This is a genomic window from Janthinobacterium sp. GW823-FHT06H09 (assembly GCF_058794735.1).
On record NZ_JBXAHC010000002.1, the window covers coordinates 190,897 to 208,864 of the forward strand.

Sequence of the window (17,968 nt, forward strand, 5' to 3'; positions counted from 1 at the left end):
AAGCGCATCAGAAGATGTAGCGCAGGGTAACGCTGGCGTTGCGCGGCGCACCCCAGTACCCCTGGTTGTACATGCCGAGCTGGCTGTAGTAATGCTTGTCGAACACGTTGCTGATGTTCGCCTGCAGGGACAGCTGGCGCGACAGCGCGTATTTCGCCATCAGGCTGGCCACGGCATAGCCGCCCTGCTCCACGCGCTCCGTGCCATCCGGCCCCGTGGCATCGCGGTAGGCGCCGCTCTGCCAGTTCACGCCGCCGCCCACGGACAAGGCGCGCCAGCCGCCAGGCAGCTGGTACGTGGAAAACACGCGCGCCAAGGTCTGCGGCACATAGCTGTTCAGGCGCGCGCCCGTGTTGTCCTCGGCCGCCGCATGCGACACGCTGGCCGAGACGTTCCAGCCCTTGACCAGCTCGCCCGACACGTCCAGTTCCACACCCTTGCTGGTGGTGCCCGAGGCCGCGTAGTACGCCTGCGTCAGCGAATTGCCGACAAAATGGCCCGTGTCTTCCTGCGCCAGGCCATCCTGCGCGATGCGGAACACGGCCAGCGCCGCATTGAGTTTGCCGCCGAAATACTCGCCCTTCACGCCCGCTTCCACATTCTTGCCTTGCACGGGGTCGAGATAGCGGCCGAACCGGTCCTGGTAGCCCTGCGGCTTGAAGATCTTGCTGTAGCTGGTGTACAGCGCATGCTGCGCATCGATATCCCATACCAGGCCAGCATATGGCGTGACGGCGTGCTTGGCATACGCATAGCCGCCGCCCCAGTCGTCGACGTGGTCCGCCTTGTAGCGGCTGTAGCGCGCGCCGACGATCAGCTTCAGGGGATCGGCCAGCGAAAAACGCGCCGTGCCATAGATGCCGCGCTGCTGTACCGTGTCGAGCAGCTTCCAGCGCGAGAAATTCGGATCGTTCCAGTCCGGCTCCGGCGTCACGCCCTGCCACTGATGAAAATTGCCGTAGTCGACGCTGCCGCCGGCAATGCCGGGGTTGCTGGCGAACTGGTTGCTGCCCGAGACGCCGAACGCCAGGTCGTGCGTGCGCCCCAGCAGCTGCAGCGGTCCCTGCACATAGGCGTCGACGCTGTCCTGGCGCCGCGTCCCCGAGTAAAAGCCGGCGTAGCCCGTCACGCCCTGGCCCGTGGCCTTATCCGGCCAGGTATTGGCGAAGAGTTCGGCCGCCGAGTAATTGCCCCAGCCATGATTCAGCATGGCCGTCAGGTTCCAGCCCTTGCCCAGTTCCTGCTCCAGGCGCAAAAAGGCAGTCTGGCTGGTGCTGAACCAGCGGCTCCAGGTGGTGGCCGTGGTGGTGGAGCGGGAAAACGTGGCCCGTTCGCCATCCGCGTACCACAGCGGCAGGCCGCCGTACATGCCGCCACGCGGGCGGTTGTCCTGGTATTCATAGCCGGCGATCAGCACGCTGCCGGGCGCCAGATCCGCCTCCACGGTGGCGTAAGCCATGGCCTTCTTGCCATGATACAGATTCACATACGATTCGCTGTCCTGGTAGCTGGCCACGACTCTTCCGCGCACCTTGCCATCGGCACTCAGGGGTGTGGACAGGTCCGCGCTGGCGCGCGCATTCTGCCAGGAACCCAGGCTCAGGGCCGCATTCCCGGCCAGCTGCGTCGACGATGCGCGCTTGCGCACCAGGTTGATGGTGGCCGACGGTTCGCCCGCGCCCGTCAGCAGGCCCGTGGCGCCGCGCACGATCTCGACCCGGTCGTAGGCCGTCATGTCCAGCGTGCTGTCGCCCACATTGAACGCATTGTCGACCGTGGTGGGAATGCCGTCGTACTGGTAGCTGGCGATGGAAAAACCGCGCGCGAAGAACGAGGTGCGGTCGCTGTCGTAGCGGTTGATGGCGATGCCGGCCGCGTTTTGCAGCACCTCTTCCACCGTTTGCAGGTTCTGGTCATCCATCTGCTGGCGCGTGACCACGCTGACGGCTTGCGGCGTCTCGCGCACGGACAGGCCCAGGCGCGTGGCCGAGCGCATGGTCCGCGTCGTATAGGCGCCGCTGCCTTCCGTCGCGCCGTTCGCATCAAAGCTGGCACTGACCTTCATCTCGGGCATGGTCTGGCCGCCATCGGCCGCTGCCACGTCGAGCACATAACCGCCATTGGCCTGCGGCACGGCGCGCAAGCCCGAGCCGGCGACGATGGCGCCCAGCGCTTCAGGCACGCTGTAGCTACCGGTCAGGCCGGCGCTGCGCTTGCCCGCCAAGGCGGCGGCCTGGTAGGAAATCATGGTGCCCGTCTCCTGGCCGAAACGCACCAGCACCTGTTCCAGGGAGCCGGCCGGTATCGCCAGCGCGATGCGCGCCGCATTCGCGGCCTGGGCCGCAGGAGCGAAGATGGTGGCGCCGCCGGCGGCGAGCAGCCACAGAGCTTGGCTGACGGCCAGCACCGCCACGCTGCGGCGGCAGGTACGGGAGGCGGAAGAAACGTGAATAAGTGTTGTGCTGGGCATGCGGACTGTTTTCCTGAAAGTGAATGAAGGGTTCACTTGCTATGTCACGCGAAAATCGCAAACCCCTCACTTTCCAGAAAATATTCATGTAGGCTGCCGATGCGGTACCACGCTCACCCAGAAGCGCGTGGTCTGGCGCACGTCGACGGCCAAGGTGCGCGTCAGCATGTCGAGCACCTGCCCCGTGTCGGCCAGCGGGTAGATGCCGGACACGCGCAAGTGGGCGATGGCCGGATCGCAAGCCAGGCGCCCAGGGCGGTAGCGGGCCAGTTCGCCGATAAATTCCGCCAGCGGCATATCGTGCGCCACCAGCATGCCGGCCGTCCACGCATCCGCACCCGCACCCAAGGTCCTAACGGCGCCGATCTGCGCCGCCGTAAAGCTGGTTTGCTGGCCCGCCTGCAGCCTGCGCGCCGCATCGGACGCCTGTTCCAGTTGAATGTCGACGGCACCGGCGAACACGCCCAGCTGCGTGCGCTCTCCTTCCACGCGCACGGCAAAGCGCGTGCCCACCGGTTGCAAGCGGCCTTGTGCCGTTTGCACGACAAATGGCCGGCCGGCCTGATCGCGCGCCGTGCTGACCATGATCTCGCCTTTGACTACCGTCACCAGGCGCTGGCCCGCGTCATAGCGCACATCGATGCTGGATGCCGTATTGAGCGCGATGCGCGTGCCGTCGTCCAGCACGACGTGGTGTAATTCTCCCGTGCCCGTGCGGTAGTCGGCAAGCCAGAAGCGCGCCTGCTCATCGCCGCCTGCCAGCCAGGCGCCGCCGCCCACGGCCAGCAGCGCCAGCAGCTTGAGCGACTGCCGGCGCGCCGCATTCGCCTGCGCATGGACCGGCTTGCGCGCCAGCGTGCCGTGCGCCAGCGGCGCTGGCAAGGCACGCATGCGCGCCATGCAGCCCTCCACATGCTGCCAGGCTTGCTCATGTTCGGGGTCGCTGTCGCGCCAGGCGCGCCAGGCCTGCTCCACTTCCGGCGTGGCGTCGCCGGCCTGCAGGCGCACCAGCCATTCCACCGCTTGCAGGCTGGCCGCTTCCGGCGTGAAGGCGCCCATCACGATGCCGGATGGGCAAAGAAACACTGATGCATGGCTTTGACCAGGTAGCGCTGCACGGTCGCCAGCGAGACATTCAATTCCAGCGCGATGGCCGCCTGCGGCATGCCATCGAGCTGCGACAGCAGGAACGCGCGGCGCACGGCAGGCGCCAGGCCATCGAGGCGGCGGTCGATGTCGAACAGGGCTTCGAGCAGGATCGCCTGCGCCTCGGGATCGGGCGCGTGCTGCGCCGGCAGGCTGGCCAGCGTTTCCAGGTAAGCCGCCTCCAGGTCGCGCCGGCGGTACAGATTGCCCAGCACGCCCTTGGCCACCGTCGTCAAAAAGGCGCGAGGCTCGCGCGCGGCGATGGCTTCGTCGCGATTGAGCAGGCGCATGAAGGTGTCGTGCGCCACGTCGGCCGCGTCAAAGGCGTTGCCCAGCTTTTGCCGCAGCCAGCCTTGCAGCCACCGGTGGTGTTCGTGATACAGGCTGCCCACCTCCTGGTGAGCGCCGGGTTGGGCAGCCGACACGTCGCATACTCCCTGATTCACAAATAATAATGATTCGCATTCTATATCCATGCGCTGCTGCGGCGCAAGCGCCCTGCCAGCGCTTGTTTGACGCGCTTCTTTCCAAAATTTCCTTGCTGATCGTATCCGGTGGCGTAGCCTGCATTGCAAATTCAGCAGAACGCTCCCGGCTACGCGGCAATGATAGTATCGGCAACATCATCGACAAGCCGGCCACCCTGGCCATGCATCCCCCATTGAAAGGCGAACATGCTGCTATCCGAATTGCTGACCAAACTGACCTGCGGTGACCTCGAAGGCGAGGAGCTCGACGAGGCCGTCGCCGCCATCACCGCTGCGCCCTCCGCGCCACGCGACGAGTGGATCGACAGCGATGCCCAGGCCTATGCGCTGGAGATCCTCTCGCAGCTGGGCGGCTATATGGCGTCTAGCGACAAGCTCGATGAGCTGCACGAACAGATACAGGACATGTTCGACGAATTCCCCGACTTCCCGTACGAACTGCTCAAGGCAGGCCGCGGCAGCGCGCTGCCGTACTTCGAGTGGCTCGATACGGAACTGGCGCAGCGCGCCGTGGACGAAGGCGGCTATGAGCTGATCCAGATCGACGGCAACGGCTCCGACGAAATGGATGCGCTGCTCGTGTACCGGCGCGATACAAACGACATCATCCAGGCGGCGGCCTTGATGGGCGTGACGATAGGCCGGCCGCTTACCTACTATCGCGGCATCGAAGCGATGGCGGGCAAGCGGCCGGGCTAAGCACCCACGCCTATTGCATCGGCAAGGCGCTCACATCGACGGCGGGCGCCTGGCCTGTCGCGGGGCGCGTGAAGTTCTGGCTGCTTTTCACGACATCGGCAAAGAAGCCGCCGTTATGCAGATAGAACCTGCCGTTCTCCACGCCGCCCGCGTAATCCATGCGCTGTGCATTGGTGGCCGTGGCGTCGCCCGTGAAGCGCCCCGCCGTCACTTCCGACCAGGTGCCGGCAACGTTCCTCGCCCACTGGTTGCCGAACTGGACGCGGCGCTCCGTGTAGCCCAGGGTATCGATGAAATTTTCGAGGAAGGAATGCACGCCCGTCAAATACGTGGAAATCGCCGGCCGCTTCCAGGTGGCGATGTAGCGCCACTTGCCCGTCTCGGGCGCGAAGAACCAGGCCGAGTAATCGCTGCCGCCATTGCCGTCGGGCCGCGCGCGCGTGATGAAACGGTAGGTCGTGCCGGCCGCCCAGTTATACGACAGATAGGTCTGGCCGCCCGTGCCCTCGCCGCCGAACGCATTGTCGACCACGCCGGCGCCCTTGCTGACCAGGGTGGTTTTCGCGCCATTGTCGGCATCCCACACGGAGAACAAGATCCAGCGCTCGCTCGGCGATTTCACCTGGATGCCCATGTAGCCCTGACTGAAGCCGTTGGCCATGAAGTAGGAGCCGATCGCGTCCTGGCCCTGGGGAATCGTCATCTCATTATAGAAATACTCGGTATTGGCGGGCACCGTGTAGCCCATGTGCACGGACGGGCCGCGCCGCGACCAGTAGTAATTGGCGGGATCGTTGGCGTAGGTGAGCGCGGCGCTGGCAGTCACCTTCAGCGCGGAGACGTCGCCGAACGTGTCCTTCACGCGCGACAGTCCCTGCAAGTCGACCTTCACATAGCCGGCCGCCGCCACGTTCACCGTGCCCACGGCATAGGTCTTGCGTTCCTTGCCGGCCAGCTTGACGTCGAACGGCGTGCCGTTGACCTTCACGCGGATGGTGCTGTTGCCGCCATCGGCCAGGCTGGCGTCGAGCGCCACCTGCACGGGTCCCGCCCCGGCCACGCGGAAGTAGGTGCTGGCGACGGCAGCGGGATTGCTCCAGCCGGACAGGCCGCGCTCGCTGATGACGGCGCCCTCGTTCCCGCTGGTGATGAAGGCGTTGCCGGCCAGTTCCACGGTGGCGGACGTGGCGGGCGCGGCCACGGTGGCGGCCAGCAAGGCCGTATTGCCGTTGCCCGTGGCGGTGGCGCCGCCGCAGGCCGCCAGCAGCAAGGGCATGACGGGAAGGATGGCATGGAATAATGCACTTCTGTGTTTCATCGACGTCTCCTGGTGGTGAAGCTTTGCGACGGGCGAACACGGGCCTGCGCACCTGCGCCGCGGTTGAAAAACGCATGGGGATAGAAAAAACCCGCTACGGCAACTGGTGCGGTAGCGGGTCGTTCAGGCTTAGTACTTGCCGTCGAGGGCGAAGATCGGCTTGCGCGATTTCCACTGCCCGCCCGTGAAGTCCGGGAAGTCCAGGGTCTGGAAGTTGGCGGCGATCGATTGCTCGGACAGCGGCGTGATGGCGCTCCAGGTGACGGCATCGTAGATATCGATCGGCATCGGCGCGTTGGCCTTCAATGCTTCGACAAAGGCGTGGATGACGAAGAAGTCCATGCCGCCGTGGCCCGCGCCCTCGGCTTGCGCCGCATACTTGCGCCAGACGGGGTGCTCATACTTGTCCTGGTAAGCCTTGAAGTCATCCCACTGGTGCGGCTTGCTGACGCCCTCGATATGGATGGAATTGTTCAAGTCCATCCACAGGCCGTCCGTGCCTTGCACGCGGAAACCCAGCGAATACGGGCGCGGCAGACTCGTATCGTGCTGCAGGATGATGGTTTCGCCGTTTTCGCACGCCAGGGTGGTGGTGACCACGTCGCCCAACTTGAATTTCACCTTGACGTTCGCATGCTGCGCGCCGCCCGGCTGCTTGACGATGTAGTCATGCAAGCCGCGCGCCTTGGTGGCGAAGGCGTTGATGCGCGTAAAACGGTTGCCGCGGTTGATGTTGGTGTACATGGCGCACGGGCCGATGCCGTGGCTCGGATACAGTTCGCCGTTGCGCTCGACCGAGTGCTGCGTGCGCCAATGGGCTTCGGACCAGCCCTTTTCGCCGAATTCGACGCCGCCGCCGTACGGCTTGGCCGGATTGCCGCTGTTGAATTTCACGGCGCGCAGATCATGCTGGTAGCCGCCCTGCAGGTGCAGCAGTTCGCCGAACAGGCCGGCGCGCACCATCTGCAGCGCCGCCATCACGTCGCGGCGGTAGCACACGTTTTCCAGCAACATGTAGGGCGTGCCCGTTTTCAGCTGGGTGTTCAGGACATCCCAGTGGTCTTGCAGGGTGATGCCGGCCACCACTTCGCAGCCGACGGCGATTTTCGCCTGCATGGCGGCGATGGCCATCGGCGCATGGAATTCCCACGGCGTGGCGATGATCACGCCATCGAGGCCGCCCGCGTCCAGCATGCGCTTGTAGGCTTTCTGGTCGCGGTCTTCGCCATATGTGCGCGGGCGCGGCTTGCCGACTTTTTCCACCTGGCCCAGCGCATGTTTCAGCATGATCGGTTCGATATCGCACAGGGCAACGACTTCCACGTCGTCGCGGCGCACCAGTTCGGCCAGCAGCACCTGCCCGCGCATGCCCGTGCCGATCAGGCCCAGGCGAACCTTGTCGCGGCCGGCGGCGGGTGCGGCGTTGGCCTCGCCAGGCAGCAAGGCGCTGCCTGCCATGGCGCCACCGACCAGCGCGGCGCTGGCGGACAGGAAATTGCGTCGATTGAATTGTGTCGTCATTGGTCTCTTCTCGCTTCCATTGGTAATGATCGTCGCCGGCCCGCCGCGCGGCGGGCCGGTTGCAATTTAATAAGTGTATTCCGCCGTGAAGCGCACGGAACGCGGCGCCGTGCGGCCGGCCACCTGCAGATAGCTGCGGGCGATGGCGCCGTGGTCTTCGCGCGTTTCGTTGTAGCGGGTCACGGTCTGGCTGTTGAACACATTGAACACGTCCACTTTCAGGCTCAGGCCCTTGACGGCGCTGGGAGTATAGGCCAGATTCATGTCCAGCTGGGCTTGCCATGGCAGGCGGCCCTGGCTGCCGCGCGGCGCCGGCTTGCCATTGCAATAGAAGTAGGAATCGCCGTAGTCGTTCTCGAACCTCAGGTTATCGGGCAGCGCGCCGATGCAGTTGCGCGGTGCGCCCGAGGTCAGCGACAGGTTGGCGCCGACCGTCACGTCCGGGATCACCTGCATGAAGCCGTAGGCCTTGAACGCATGGCGGTGGTCGCCCGGCAGGTAGCCATAGGCGTTGTACATCAGTTCCTTGTGGTCGTCGCTGACCGTCAGGCCCACGTCGCCGCCGCCGATGCTGTCCGTCTGGCCTTCCATATTGCCCTTCAGCGCAGACAGGGTGTAGGTCAGCTTGCCGTACCAGCCGTTCGTGTACGGGTGCTCGACGAACAGGTTCAGGGCGCGGTAGGTGCGCGATGGCAGCGGATTGCCCCACTCGGCCGCCGAAATATCCACGCGGCGCAAGCCCTTGCCGTCGTCGAAGTCCACCATCAGGCTGTTGTCGCGGCCCGGGTTGATGATGGCGCACTGGAAGCCGCCCCAGTTGCTCGTGTCGACGCTGTTGCGCGTGGCCCAGGCTTGCAGCGGACGCGCGTCGCAGGTGTCGTCGTTGGTGTCGTTCAGCTTGCGGTACAGGACGCTGGCGCCCACCACCAGCTTCTTGCTCAGGGCCCGTTCAAAACCGAGCGAGAATTCATCCTGCGACAGCGGCTTCAAGCCGATGGCCGTCACTTCGCGCGCATCGCGGCTCTGGCCATACGCGTTGTTGGCCGAATACGGCTTGCTGATCGCGTGCAGGCCCGTCGGCGCGCCCGTGACGGGATCGACGCCCGTGTAAGTGTATATCTCGCTGGTGGCCAGGAAAGGGCTGGCCATGTTGCTCGACAAATTCGATGGCACCGGCAGGTGGTAGCGGCCGCCGTTGGCGAAGAATTTCAGGGTGCCGTCGCCCAGGTAATCCCAGGTGGCGCCCACGCGCGGAGCGATCATATTGCGCTGCGAAATGAAGGCCACGCCATCGGTGCTGTAGTTGGTGAACTGTTCGCGGCGCAGGCCCAGGTCCAGCAGCACCCGTTCCGTGACCTGGTAGTGATCCTGGATGTATTGCGCCGATTGCACGCTGGTCGGACGCGCCAGGTTGGCGTTCAAGTCCTTGCTGACGTAGTAGCCTTGCGCGCCGTAGCCGCCGCCCTGGGCCGGCGTTTCAAACGCGCCGTTGATCGGGCGGTTCGGATCGGTCGCGCGCTGGTAGCTCCAGCGGTAGCCGCCGGCCAGGCTCAGGCCCACTTTCGATTCCACGTCGATGCGGTCGATGCCGCCGCGCAGCGAATGCTTGCCCAGCTTGTATTCGAGATCGAGTCGCTTGGCTTTCTGGCGGTCTTCCGACGACGGGTCGACCAGGGTGCCCGTCACCGTCTGCGGATTGGCGTACGTCAGGCCCGGCACCTGGGTCGATGCGTTCGACGACGTTTGCGCCAGCAGCGGATTGTAGCCATTCGGCGTGCGCGTGTGCGAGGTGCGCGATTCGCCCATCATGGCCGTCACGGTCAGGTTGTCCGTCAGGTAGCCCGTGTACTTGAAGATGTCGATATTGGCGCCCGGCGCGGCCGACGAGCCACAGCAGTTGACCGTCGTCTCGCCCTTGCCTGCCTGTACGCCGTTGCTCGCATGCGTGGCGTAGCTGTAGCCATACGCCTGGCTGTCCGTCTTCGTGCGGTCATACAGCTTGGTATATTCGAAGTGATGGTCGTCCGTCAGGTTGAAATCGAGCTTGGCCGTCATGCGGTCCACCTTGCTCTGGCTCGTGCTCCAGCCGCGCGCCAGGGCCGTGCCCGAGTCGGCGGCGGCGGCGACGGCCTGGCTGTCGGTGCGCGTCTGTTCCAGCGCCACGAAGGCGAACAGCTTGTTCTTGATCAGGGGACCGCTGCCGTACAGGCCCACCACCTTGCTGGTGCTGCCGTTGTCGCGGTTCCAGTACAGCAGATTGCCGTCCGTCTTGGGATTGGCGCCCGTGTTCGGGTAATACGTGTTTTCCGGCTCGCCTTTCAGCGAACGGGGAATGATGGAGACCTTGCCGCCGAATTCGACCTTGTTGCCGCCGCTCTTGGTGGTGATATTGATCACGCCGCCCGTGGAGCGGCCGAATTCCGAACCATAGCCGCCCGACAGCACCTGCAGGTTGGAGATCGCGCCAAACGGCAGTTCCGACGCGCCCACCTGGGTCAGGATGTTGGTGATGGGGAAGCCGTTGACGTAGAACGCGTTTTCCGACTGGCCCGAGCCGCCGATCGATGGCGCATTGCCGTACACGCTATTGGTGCCGCGCGACACGCCCGGCGTCAGCTGCACGATGGAGGCCACGTCATTGCCGACTGGCAGCGCCTTCAATTCCTTGGCCGTGAAGATCACGCCATTGTTCGTGTTCGACACGTCGATCGGATTGCGCGACGCCTTCACCACGACGGTCTGTTCCTGGCCCACGGGGCCGGCCGCGCTGGCCGGGCCGAAGTTCGCTTCGGCGCCCGCGCCGATCAGGGCTTCGACTTCCTGCGACGCTTCGACCGACCCGGCGCGCAGCACGCGCACCGCGTAACGGCCCGGCGGCATGGAGTTGGCCACATAGCGGCCCGACGTATCCGGCGTCAGGGTGCGCTGCACGCCCGTCGCCAGGTTTTCCAGCACCACGGTGGCGCCGGCGGGCGCGCTCACTTCGCCGAAGATGGTGCTGGTGGCGTTCGACTGTGCCCAGGCCTGGCCTGGCACGCCGGCCGCCAGGGCGATCACGATCGCGGCGGCGCGGCTGATGTCGCGCAATTTGAGTCGGGTGGTATGCATGTGTCTCTCCGTCTATATCGAGGGTTATACGCGCCCTCCCCGCTCCAGGGCGAAGTCGGGGGGATGCAATTTTTATGATGAGCGTCGGAAGGTAGAGCCAGGCAGCCGTCCCTTCCGGGAAATCAGTCCGTTTCGGCTTATTTTCGTTTTCTTGGGATTACTTTAAAAAGAAAAATAAGTATCGTCAACAAAAAGAAAGTTACAGCGCAAATTTATCGCTAAATTCAGTAAATAAAGACGTTTTATCTTTCGATTCAATCCGCGATGCGGCAGATAACTTTCGTTATCGTGGCGTGGCGGATACACGAGCAGGCAAGAAGGCGGCCTGCAGGAGACATTCCACACGGCAATCCTGATGGAAAAACGCGAAAGTAGCCATGGCAATCCCCTTTCACTTACGTTTATCTTTCGTATTATGCATTTCGGAATATTGTCTTTTTCTTTTCATGACGATACCCCGGCCCGCTGGCAGGCCGGGGCGGCGTCACGTCTTAAAAGAACTTGTAGCTGGCCGACAGGGCAAACTGGCGGCCGAACAGGTCCTGGCTATGGTTGTAGCCTTCCCAGCCGTTCGGGTCGTAGTACGGCTGCTTGTTGAACGCATTCTTCACGTTCAGGCCAACGTCCAGGTTCTTGAGCGGCTTCCAGCTGAAGGCCAGGTTCACCGTGGTGTACGACGGCGCGCCCTTGCACTGGCCGGCCGGCAGCGATAAGGAGGCGGCGGTGCAGTTTTCCGGCGTGTTGTCCTTGTCCCACGGACCGTAGGCCCAGCGCGTCTTGCCCGAATAGTTGATGAAGACGCTGCTGACGAAGTTGCGGTAGCTCCAGTCGGCGTTGACTGTCGCGCGGTAGCGCGGCGAATCGTAGTAGCCGACAGTATTGCCCTTGATGTCGCTGCCGTCTTCGCTGTCGTGGGTGTCGCGCTTGCGGATGGTGGCGGCGATGCCCGTGCTCAGCTTGCCCCAGTCGCCGAGCGCAAAGCGCGTGCGCGCGTCGATGTCCACGCCGTCCATCAGGGTACGGCCGCGGTTCGAATACGAGTTGATCAAGCCACCCAGGTTGCCCACCGAGTAGCCCGGCACGCCGCCCGCGCACACGCCCGCATTGGCGGGATTGGCGCACATGGCCGCCACCGCCGCCATATTGCCCCGGTCCGTGTCCGTCAAGTCGTTGCGGATGGCGCTGGACGTGCCGGCCAGGGTCGGGCCGTACTTGTCCACCAGTTCCGTAAACAGTTCGTTGAAGTCCTGGCGCACGATCTCGTCGCGGCGGTTGATGAACCAGTAATCGATGGAGATGCTCACGTCCTTGGCCGGCTGCAGGACCAGGCCCACGGTGGAAATCTTGGCCTTTTCCGGACGCAGGTTCTGGTTCGGCGGCGTCAGGCCGCCCACCGTCGTCGAGCAGTTCGAATTGAGCAGGCTCTTGCCCAGGTCCGCATCCGTCGCCACCCTGGACTTCATCAGGGCGCGCGCCATGGCATTCGTCTCATCGCAGCGCACCGTATCGCGGATGCCGCCCACCTGGGCAAAGACGCCGCCCGAGCCCGATTCAGCCAGGTTGGGCGCGCGGAAGCCTTCCGAATACGTCCCGCGCAGCATCAGGTCGGGCCGCGCGCGCCAGATCACGCCCAGCTTGGGCGCCAGGTTGGCCGAGAAATGCGGGTATTTGTCCAGGCGCGCGGCCGCATTGACTTCCAGGGTATCGCTGAGCGGCACCACCACTTCGCCAAACACGGCGGCGATGGTGCGCTTGCCATCGAACCAGGAACCGCCCTGCTGCGTGATCAGGCCATTGGCCGCATCCGCGTTGCCGGGCGTGAGGAAGCTCTCGCGCATCACGTTGGTGCCCACGGCGGCGCGCACTTCGCGCTCGCCCAGCTTGAACAGCGTGCCTTCCAGCTTGGCGTCCCACATCATCAGCTTGGTCCACGATTCGATGGCGAAGGTCGGATAGGCGGCGCGCAGCAGCGCCGCATTGGCCTCGCTGATTTCGCCGAACTTGTAGGCGGGATTGTCGGAGATATACGTGCGCCCGCTGACGGGATCTTTCGTGAACGGGCCGAACGCCTGCTTGAAGCCATTGATATTCACGTTCGCCGTCTGGAACAGCGTGGAATGGCTGCCAGCCACGCTGAGCGCCGTTTCAAAATCCCAGCCGCCGCCGATGCTGCCGCGCAGGCCGACGAGCGCGCGGTAGTTTTCATCGACATTCTTCTGGCCGAAGTGGCCCGTGGCATCCTGCAGCAGGTAGTTCAAGCCGGCGGCGCCACCCATCTTGGCCACCATGTCGGCATCGAGCTTGCCCTTCAGGTAGACGTTGTTCGGACTCAGGAAAGGCGTGGCGAAGGTGTTCAGGGTAGTGCCCGTATTGCGCGCGAACCAGTTGTTCGTGCTGCCGCTGTTGAAGCTGGACGGGCCATTCTCGCCGCGCATCTTGATGTGGGTGAACGCACCTTCCGCGAACGCTTCCATGTCGCCGCCCAGCTTCAGCCGGCCGCTCAGGTAGGCCGTGGCTCGCTCCGAAGTGGGGCCCGTATCGAGCTGGTTGGGCAGCGCATTCCACACGCAGCGCGTGCCCGACGCTTCGGTGATGCTGTTGTTGCAGCCGGGTGCGGCGCGCTGGGTGCGGGCATTGTTGTTGGCCTTGTCGAAGACAAAGAAGGTCCCCGGATTCATCACGCCCGGCTCGCTGCCCACGCCCACGCGCATGTTCGGGATGAAATTGGGATTGTTCACATAAAAATACGAGGGGCGCTTCTGCCAGGTATCGGCCAGCGCGATGCGGTCGCGCTGGTAGACGTTGACGGAACCGTAGACGTTGTAGCCGTCGCTGGCCAGGTCGCCCACGCCATACAGCACGCTGGCCTGGCGTTCGCCATAGGCTTTCACGCTGGGCGAAAACTCGCCGTTGGCGCGCGCCTCCAGCCCTTGATACGACTTCTTGGTGATCACGTTGATGACGCCGGCGACGGCATCGGAGCCATACACGGCCGACGCGCCGTCCGTCAGGATTTCCATGCGCTCGATGGCGGCGGCGGGAATGGCGTCGATATTGACGAACATGGTCTGGAAACCGGCCGGCGCGCCATAGAACGACAGGCGGCGGCCATTGAGCAGCACCAGCGTGCCCTGCGCGCCCATGCCGCGCAAGTTCGCCTGCGAGCCGCCATCGGAACCCGTGAACATAGAGCGGAAGTCCTGCTGCGCCGGACGGGCCGCGGGCAGGTTGTCCAGCACTTGCAGCAAGGTGAGCGCGCCCATGTTTTCGATCTGCTTGGCGTTGATCACCTGCACGGGCGACGCCGTTTCCGCATTGATGCGCTTCAGGCTGGAACCCGTCACTTCGACGCGCGCCAGTTTTTCCTCCTCCGCTGCCAGCGCCGTCGACGCCAGCGCGGTTGAGCCAAGTCCGACCGCCACCATGGCGGACATCAGTTTTTTCAAGTGCATTCCCATCTCCCTTTTATAAGTGATTTGTTTTCGTCAGGCTGCAAGAGCCCCTCCCCGGTCCGAAGAGGGGCTCGTTGTTAGTGAAATGATTGAAGTAGTTAGCGCGGCTTGACGGTCGCGCCCTCCGTGCCGGTCAGTACGGCGTTGGCCCAGTTGCCGCAGACCTGGGCCGGGTGGGCGCCGCGCGCGCCCAGGGTGCGCAAACTGAGCTGGCTCAGGCCGCGCACATCGATTTCGGGTTTGACCACCCCGGGAGCCGTGACCAGGCCGCTGTCATACAGCAGCCGCTCGCCGCTCCAGACCTGGAATTGCAAGCCGCCCGCGCTGCGGCAGCTATCGTCCACGCCCAGGTCGGCGCGCAGCAGATTCCAGTTGCCCGCCAGCTGCAAGTCGATGCGGCTGGCTGGTCCCACGCCGAGGCCCTTGCGGAACCACAGCCCGTTCATGCGCATCTCGGCGGCCTTGCCGGCCGGCCGGTCTTTCGCGACAGTCTTCGGCAGCGCCAAGTCCGACAGATAGCGCTGCACCTCTTCTGCTTCGGCCACGCGGTGCTCGAGCACGCGGAATGCGGACAAGGTCACGGGCGCCACGTCGGTCGCCAGCGCCGCGTCGAACGCGCGCGCCACCGGCCCGGCCTGCGCCGCCGTGACCATCGGGTCGGTGGATGCGGCGCCATCGCCTTCCGGATTTTGCGTGCTCATGACGCGGAAGCGCAGCAAGCGCCCGGCCGTGGCGGGGAAATTGATCGTCTGCGTACCCTCTTGCAATTTGAGCGTGCCGCGCGCAAGCGCCGCGCCCCACTCGCCGTTGTTGTCGCCGATGTAGATTTCGTAATCCAGCACCTGGCCATGCTTCCAGTGCTGATCGTTGCGCGGCGCCAGTTCGATGCCATCGACGAGGCGGCGTTCCGTAAAGCCGATCACCCATTCATGCGGTCCGCTTTTCACGGACGGGCTGCGCACGGTGCGGAACCAGGTCTCGGGCTTGCCGTCGAAGGCGTTTTCCAGCGGATAGCCGCTTTCTTCCGCAGGACGCGACACCACCTGCATGGCGTCGGCCGGCAAGGCGCGGCCCGGCACGGGGGCGGCGGGGAAGTCGGCATCGATACGCGCCACGTCCAGCGCGCCGGCCACCTGCAAGGCCAAGGGCTGGCGGATATCCTGCGCCGCCACTTTCACGTGCAAGGTGCCCTGGCGGTCGGCAGGATCGAAGAACCAGGCATCAAGCGCCTTGTCGTAGGCGGCGCGGTCGGCGGACGCCGCGAGCAGCCGTTCGCCCGCCTTGACGGCGGCAGGTCGCTGGCCCGCCAGCATGCGCAGCGCATAGCCGCGGCGCGCTTCCTGGCCCTGGTACTTGCCATCGACGGCGCCGATGTCGACCTGCACGTCGCCGCCCGTCTGGCGCATGCGGATGATTTGCTGGCTGAAGGCGCCGCCCTGGTACTGGCGCGTGTTGCCGTCGTCTTCATACAGGGTGTATTCGGAATCGCCGTGCGGGTAGATATCGAGGGTCAGCTGGTCCTTCGGTTTCTGGCCGTCGTACAGCATTTCCGGATACATGGGCAGGATGGCGCCGGCGCGCACGAACACGGGCAGCTTGTCCAGGGTCACCTGCATATCGAGGTCGCGCCCTTTCGCGTCCGCCGTGGCCTGGCGGCCATCCCAGTAGTCGTACCACGTGCCTTGCGGCAGGTGGATGCCCTTGCGCCAGCCGCCGCTGACGGCCTGGCTGCGGTAAACGGGCGCCACCAGCACGTCGCGCCCCAGCAGGAATTGATACTTATAGGCTTCCGTGTAGGCGGCCGGGTCTTGCGGGTAATCCCACATCAGGCCACGCACCAGCGGCGCGCCCGATTGCTCCGCTTCGCGCACCAGGGTGTACATATACGGCGTCAAACGCATCTTGAGCTTCAGATAGCGGCGGTTGATGTCGCGGTACGGTTGCTCGAACCACCACGGATGCTTGCGCTCGGCCGCGGCCCAGCCGGACATGCCCATCAGCACGGGCGTAAAGCTTTTCCACTGCAAGTCGCGCAGATAGGTTTCCGGGCTGCCGCCGAAGATGGCATCCACGTCGCCCGAGGCATATGCCTGGCCGGACAGGCCCGAGCCGATCAGGGTCGGAATGTGCCAGCGGATGTAGTCCCAGCTGGCGCTCTGGTCGCCCGTCCACGCCACGGCATAGCGCTGGATGCCGGCCCAGCCCATCACCGTCCACAGGAAGGGGCGGCTGTCGGAGTTGTTCAGGATGCCGTCATACGCGGACTTGTTCGCATCCATGGCAAACTGGTAGCCCTTGCCCGTCCACGCCACGTCCAGCTTTTGCACGCGGCTGCCCGCCTGGCCCACTTCCCAGGCGATCTTGTCGACGCCGTTTTCCGTCCACAGGCCCGTGCGGAAGCCATAGCCGGCCAGGCCCTTCACCGTTTCCGGCAAGTTCGTGTAGCCGCAGCCATAGCCGTCGTTGGGCAGTATCCAGCCGCCTGGCATGTCGTGTTCGCGGTACTGGCGCGCCACGGTTTCCACCACGTCCGGCGTCTTGCCGGTGGAGCCGTCAGTCCAGCCTTTGGGCACGGAACCGGGCTTTTTCACGTTGTCGCCATCGTTGTAGCAATCGGCGTCGCCGTATTCGAGCGCCCAGCGCGGCAGCATGCGCGCGCGGCCCGTCAATTCCGTGTAGCGGGCGACGACGTCGCGCAAGTCCTTGCCGACGAAGAAATACGCATCGAAGCGCCCTTCCGCGTGCTGCAGCGAGATCTGTTCCTTGTCGCGCAAATCGTAGTGCCCGTCGGACCAGGTATTGCGCAGCACGCCCCAGCCTCGTGAACTCATCAAGAATGGCGCGGGATTCGGGCGGTCGCCCTCTTCCCAGCCGCCCGAATACGACACGGGCACCTGCTTGCCCTTGAATTCGAAGCGCCCATTTTGCTGGCCGCCGCCGAAATAACGCTCGCCCGGCTGGCTCGACAGCACCTGCACGCCCTGCTTGTCGTCGAGCGACAGCGGCTGCACCTCGCGCCACAGCGGCACCGCATCGCCCTTGCGGTACAAGGTAAGGCGCAAGGGCTTGCGGTCGATGCGCAGGTTCAGGGCTTCGGTGCTGATCAGGATATGGTCGGGATGCTCGCTGATCTCGTATGCCACTTGTGCGGCGGGCTGGCCCACGACGATGGGCGCGGCCTTGTCGCCGGGACCCGTCAAGCCCCCCTTGCCGCCCGCCTGGATGCGCAACACGTCCGCCTGCGGCAGGCTGATACGCAGCTGCATGCCCGTGTCGCTGCGCAGATCCCAGCCCAGCGCCTCGCCCTTGGCCACGTCGGCCGCATGCACGGCGGAGAGCGACTGCAGATTGCCGATAGGCGCGGCTTGCAGGCCAGGAGCGGCCAGGGTGGCAAGGGCGGCGAGAACGCAGGCGGCAAGGGCGCGGCGGGGAAGCGGGAGAGGTTTCATCTGCGGGCTTTCAGAAAATCGAAGTGATGGAAATACTTTAAGAAGAAAAATAAATATCGTCAATCAAAAGAAAGTTCCTGGACCGATTTATTAATAAAATGCCCAGAATTGGCGCATTTTTCTTACGTTTCACCAAAATGTCACAAAACATACTTTCGTTATCGTCGCATTTCAGCGACAGGCGGCGGCACGACTGGGTTTCATGCGGCAGCGCAACATGATCGGCGTCCAGAAAAGCACCAGTAAGACGACATTATTCGCAAGCCACACAACTATTTACTTTCGTTTTACTTTCGTATTTGACTTTTCGAAATTTA

General features: G+C 64.4%; 9 protein-coding genes. 1 reads left to right on the plus strand and 8 read right to left on the minus strand.

Translation table 11 applies throughout. The features are described 5' to 3' along the window. Positions 1 to 7: 7 nt before the first annotated feature. From AC1Q6X_RS03415 to AC1Q6X_RS03425, 3 genes are all read right to left on the minus strand, one after another. Positions 8 to 2,470 (minus strand): TonB-dependent siderophore receptor, encoded by a 2,463-nt coding sequence (locus AC1Q6X_RS03415; RefSeq protein ID WP_492495114.1) that lies wholly within the window; start codon positions 2,468 to 2,470, stop codon positions 8 to 10. Positions 2,471 to 2,554: 84 nt separating this feature from the next. Then, positions 2,555 to 3,529: a FecR domain-containing protein gene (locus AC1Q6X_RS03420; protein ID WP_492495116.1), complete on the minus strand. Its 975-nt coding sequence runs from the start codon at positions 3,527 to 3,529 to the stop codon at positions 2,555 to 2,557. After that, positions 3,529 to 4,041, minus strand: coding sequence for a sigma-70 family RNA polymerase sigma factor (locus tag AC1Q6X_RS03425; protein WP_492495118.1), 513 nt, complete (start codon positions 4,039 to 4,041; stop codon positions 3,529 to 3,531). Before AC1Q6X_RS03425 ends, AC1Q6X_RS03420 begins: the two co-directional genes overlap by 1 nt. A 249-nt stretch (positions 4,042 to 4,290) precedes the next feature. Between AC1Q6X_RS03425 and AC1Q6X_RS03430 the strand changes: the two genes are divergently transcribed. After that, a complete protein-coding gene (locus AC1Q6X_RS03430; protein WP_070223641.1) occupies positions 4,291 to 4,803 on the plus strand; it encodes a hypothetical protein in 513 nt (170 codons plus the stop codon). A 10-nt stretch (positions 4,804 to 4,813) separates the two neighbouring features. On the opposite strand, the gene AC1Q6X_RS03435 is transcribed toward AC1Q6X_RS03430, so the two are convergent. The 5 genes from AC1Q6X_RS03435 to AC1Q6X_RS03455 form a co-directional block, all read right to left on the minus strand. Next, the gene (locus AC1Q6X_RS03435) at positions 4,814 to 6,121 is read right to left on the minus strand and encodes a DUF3472 domain-containing protein (protein ID WP_492495120.1); all 1,308 of its coding nucleotides are present in this window, start codon (positions 6,119 to 6,121) and stop codon (positions 4,814 to 4,816) included. Positions 6,122 to 6,250: 129 nt separating this feature from the next. Beyond that, positions 6,251 to 7,642, minus strand: a complete 1,392-nt coding sequence (locus AC1Q6X_RS03440) for a Gfo/Idh/MocA family protein (RefSeq protein WP_492495122.1) — start codon at positions 7,640 to 7,642, stop codon at positions 6,251 to 6,253. 66 nt (positions 7,643 to 7,708) lie between these two features. Next, a complete protein-coding gene (locus tag AC1Q6X_RS03445) occupies positions 7,709 to 10,750 on the minus strand; it encodes a TonB-dependent receptor (RefSeq protein ID WP_492495124.1) in 3,042 nt (1,013 codons plus the stop codon). Positions 10,751 to 11,241: 491 nt separating this feature from the next. Beyond that, positions 11,242 to 14,202 (minus strand): TonB-dependent receptor plug domain-containing protein, encoded by a 2,961-nt coding sequence (locus AC1Q6X_RS03450; protein WP_492495126.1) that lies wholly within the window; start codon positions 14,200 to 14,202, stop codon positions 11,242 to 11,244. Between the two features lie 98 nt (positions 14,203 to 14,300). Continuing rightward, on the minus strand, positions 14,301 to 17,651 hold the full coding sequence (locus tag AC1Q6X_RS03455; protein WP_492495128.1) for a TIM-barrel domain-containing protein: 3,351 nt from the start codon (positions 17,649 to 17,651) through the stop codon (positions 14,301 to 14,303). Between the last annotated feature and the right edge of the window lie 317 nt (positions 17,652 to 17,968).

What these genes read in the sequence shown, in the direction of transcription:
- AC1Q6X_RS03435 (WP_492495120.1), bottom strand. Translation starts at nt 6,121, where the DNA reads ATGAAACACAGAAGTGCATTATTCCATGCCATCCTTCCCGTCATGCCC.
- AC1Q6X_RS03445 (WP_492495124.1), bottom strand. Translation starts at nt 10,750, where the DNA reads ATGCATACCACCCGACTCAAATTGCGCGACATCAGCCGCGCCGCCGCG.
- AC1Q6X_RS03455 (WP_492495128.1), bottom strand. Translation starts at nt 17,651, where the DNA reads ATGAAACCTCTCCCGCTTCCCCGCCGCGCCCTTGCCGCCTGCGTTCTC.
- AC1Q6X_RS03450 (WP_492495126.1), bottom strand. Translation starts at nt 14,202, where the DNA reads ATGCACTTGAAAAAACTGATGTCCGCCATGGTGGCGGTCGGACTTGGC.
- AC1Q6X_RS03420 (WP_492495116.1), bottom strand. Translation starts at nt 3,529, where the DNA reads ATGGGCGCCTTCACGCCGGAAGCGGCCAGCCTGCAAGCGGTGGAATGG.
- AC1Q6X_RS03440 (WP_492495122.1), bottom strand. Translation starts at nt 7,642, where the DNA reads ATGACGACACAATTCAATCGACGCAATTTCCTGTCCGCCAGCGCCGCG.
- AC1Q6X_RS03430 (WP_070223641.1), top strand. Translation starts at nt 4,291, where the DNA reads ATGCTGCTATCCGAATTGCTGACCAAACTGACCTGCGGTGACCTCGAA.
- AC1Q6X_RS03415 (WP_492495114.1), bottom strand. Translation starts at nt 2,470, where the DNA reads ATGCCCAGCACAACACTTATTCACGTTTCTTCCGCCTCCCGTACCTGC.